Below are 3,143 nucleotides of genomic sequence, written 5' to 3'. Positions count from 1 at the left end.
GCGTGTCGCTCGACCGGTACGTCTACATCCCGCTCACCGCCTTCGAGCGCACCTTCGGCGCCCCGGGCTCCCTGCAGATCTTCGCGACAGGTCGCGGGATCGAGGCGGAAGAAGCGGAGGGCGCCGCGCGCGCCGGCCTCCGCGCGCGCCGCCAACTGCAGCCGGGCCGTCCCGACACCTTCGACATCCTCTCCCCGGACGCCGCGCGGTCCTTCGTGCTGAACCTCGCCAATCGCATTGGCGCCGCCGCGGTGCCCATCGCCCTCATGGCGCTCCTGGCCGCGGTCGTGGTCGTCACCAACACCGTGCTCGTCTCCGTGGCACAGCGCACACGCGAAATCGGCATCCGTCGTGCCCTGGGCGCCACGCGCAGCGAGGTCACGGCCGAGGTCGTCGCCGAGGCACTGCTGACCGGCGTCGTGGGCGGCGCGGTCGGGCTGCTGGCGGCGTGGGGGATCCTGACCCTCGCTGGCCGGCTCTCCGGACTCGACCTGCCCATCCCGCTCTCGACGGCGGCGTGGAGCCTGCTGGCGGCCGGCGGCGCCGGCGTGGCGGCGGGCTGGTACCCGGCCCGCCTCGCCGCGCGCATCGATCCCATCGAGGCATTGCGACAGGAATGAGCGCCACGTCCATGGGCATGGCGGGGCGCCTGCGGTTGTGGCGCGAAATCGTGTGGCTGGCCTTTGCGTCCATCCGCGCCAACCTCTCGCGGTCGATCCTGGCCAGCGTCGGCATCGTGATCGGCATCGTCACGGTGGTGCTCGTCGCGTCGGTGCTCGCCAACGTGCGCAACCAGGTCGCCCTGCTGTTCCGCGAGTTGGGCACCGAGAACATCTTCGCGTACCACCTGACGGGCGATCCCTACGCCCCCGCCTCGGAGCGCGAGGCGCAGCGCAAGCCGTTGAAGCCCGCCTTCGCGCCCGTGATCGCCCGACTGGCCCCTTCGGTGCGCGAGGTCGCCGTGCAGGTGATCGTGCCGACGGTGATCGACGGGCGCCCGCTCGTGGCGCGCGCCGGTGGCGCCGAATCGGACACGGTGCTGGTCGAAGGCGCATCGCCGAACCTGTACGAGGTGATCGGAGCGGAGTTCGCGTCGGGCCGGCCCTTCACCGACCTCGAGGACCGCTCGGGCGCCCGCGTGTGCGTGATCGGCGCGAGCCTGTCGCGGGCCCTGTTCGGCGGACGCACGGCGGTCGGACGCACGCTGCAACTCTCGGGCGACACCTACACCGTGGTCGGCGAGATCGCGCCACGCAAGGGCGGGTTCTTCGGCGAGAACCGCCAGGACTCGGTGCTGGCGCTGCCCGCTGGCACGGTCAACCGGCGCTATCCGGGCGCCGACCGCACCGTGCTGTACATCCGGGCGAAGCCGGGTGTCCGGGAGCAGGCGCGCGACGAAGCCGGCTTCGTACTGCGACGGCTGCGCGGGCTCGGGCCCGGCACCGACAACGACTTCAACCTGTCGTCGGCCGACCAGATCATCCGCACGTTCGACCAGGTGAGTGCCGCGATCGGCGGGGTCACCGTGGCACTGGCGGCGGTCAGCCTCGTGATTGGCGGCATCGGCATCGCCAACGTGATGGTGATTGCCGTCACCGAGCGCACGCGCGAGATCGGCGTCCGCCTGGCGCTCGGCGCGCCGCGGTCCGCGGTGCTCCAGCAGTTCCTCGTGGAAGCGGCGGTGCTGTCGGGGGTCGGCGGCCTGGCAGGTGTGCTGCTGGCTGTCAGCCTCGGCCTGCTCGCCTCGCTCTTCCTCAGCGGCTTCTCCGCCGTGCCCCCGGGATGGGCCGTCGGCGCCGGACTCGGCATGTCCGTCATCACGGGCATCCTGGCGGGCTACCTGCCGGCCCGCCGCGCGGCGCGGCTCGATCCCGTCGAGGCCCTGCGCTACGAGTGACGCCCCGCGGTCACGCGTTGGCGGCGGCCGTCGGATTCACCAGTCTCGTCACGAAGCTGCCGATCTCCGCGCCGACGTCCGTCGTCCAGCCGTGACCGCCATCGACCTCGTAGGGCTCGACGACCACGAAGCGGCTGGCGAGCATGTCCAGATCGGCCCTGAACTTCTCCGCCGTGTAGTACGCGTCGTCGCGACCACGCCCGATCAGGACGGGTGGGCACTGCGTGAGTGGACGGACGTGCAGTTCGGGCGGCACGTCGCCGCCGAACACGGCCAGGCCATCGATGCGGCGGGCGCCGAGGATGGCCGCCCGCCAGGCCATCGCCACCCCCTGTGAGTACCCCACGTAGACGAGCGCCTGCGGCTCGCCGGCCTGGTGGATGGCCTCGGTGACCACGCTGCGGACGAAGCGCAGGTTGTCCTCGATGGCATCGTCGCGGTCCTGCGCCGTCATCCAGCTGGCCACCACCCGACGGGACCGGTCGTAGAAGCGGTGCAGGCCCTGGATGCTCACGAGCGTCCAGCCCGACAGCTCGGCAATACCCTCGAGGCGCTCGAGATGCGCCTCGGCGGACTCGCCGTAGCCGTGGAACCCCACGACCATCGGCGCATGACGCAGCGGCCCTTGCGAGGGCGACTCCGGAATCCGCAACAGGTACCGGCCGTGGATCGGGGTGACGATGGCGTGTTCGCGTGTCGGTGTGGACATCGGAAACCAATCGATGCAATACAAGACGCATGCCGACGACGGTGGGCCTGATTTCCGACACGCACGGACTGCTGCGCGCCTCCGCGATGCACGCCCTCGAGGGTGTCGCGTTGATTTTGCACGCCGGCGACGTCGGCAGTCGCGACGTGCTGATCGAACTGGCGGCCCTGGCGCCGGTGCAGGCGGTGTACGGCAACGTCGACGACATCCACACCCCGGAGCTCGAGGCGCGCCGCTGGCTGACGGTCGAAGGCTGGCAGATTCACGTCAGCCACGGGCACGAGTTCCCGAGGCCGACGCCGGAGCTCCTGCTCCATCGCTACCGGGATGCGGGAATCATCGTCTTCGGCCACACCCACCGGGCGCTGGTCCACCGGGCGGGCGACCGGCTGGTGGTGAACCCGGGAGCGGCGGGGCCGAAGCGCTTCGACGTGGTGCCAAGCGTCGCGAAGCTCACCCTCTCGCCCGGCCACGCCGACGTGGACATCATCGGGATCGACTGACGCATGGAGGGCGCTGGGGGCTAGGGGCTTGAGC

General features: G+C 71.3%; 4 protein-coding genes. 3 read left to right on the top strand and 1 reads right to left on the bottom strand.

Translation table 11 applies throughout. The features are described 5' to 3' along the window. Together ACIRDX_RS22200 and ACIRDX_RS22195 are read left to right on the top strand one after the other, a co-directional pair. On the top strand, positions 1 to 620 hold a 620-nt coding region (locus ACIRDX_RS22200), incomplete at its 5' end, for an ABC transporter permease (protein ID WP_396627600.1). After that, positions 617 to 1,897, top strand: a complete 1,281-nt coding sequence (locus ACIRDX_RS22195) for an ABC transporter permease (protein WP_396627599.1) — start codon at positions 617 to 619, stop codon at positions 1,895 to 1,897. The genes ACIRDX_RS22200 and ACIRDX_RS22195, both read left to right, overlap by 4 nt. 10 nt (positions 1,898 to 1,907) lie before the next feature. On the opposite strand, the gene ACIRDX_RS22190 is transcribed toward ACIRDX_RS22195, so the two are convergent. Beyond that, positions 1,908 to 2,606 (bottom strand): alpha/beta hydrolase, encoded by a 699-nt coding sequence (locus ACIRDX_RS22190; RefSeq protein WP_396627598.1) that lies wholly within the window; start codon positions 2,604 to 2,606, stop codon positions 1,908 to 1,910. A 29-nt stretch (positions 2,607 to 2,635) separates the two neighbouring features. On the opposite strand from ACIRDX_RS22190, the gene ACIRDX_RS22185 reads away from it, so the two are divergent. Further along, the gene (locus tag ACIRDX_RS22185; protein WP_396627597.1) at positions 2,636 to 3,109 is read left to right on the top strand and encodes a metallophosphoesterase family protein; all 474 of its coding nucleotides are present in this window, start codon (positions 2,636 to 2,638) and stop codon (positions 3,107 to 3,109) included. Positions 3,110 to 3,143: the final 34 nt, after the last annotated feature.

Source organism: Luteitalea sp. (genome assembly GCF_044337415.1).
GTDB lineage: Bacteria > Acidobacteriota > Vicinamibacteria > Vicinamibacterales > Vicinamibacteraceae > Luteitalea.
This window is presented reverse-complemented; position numbering and strand designations above follow the sequence as displayed.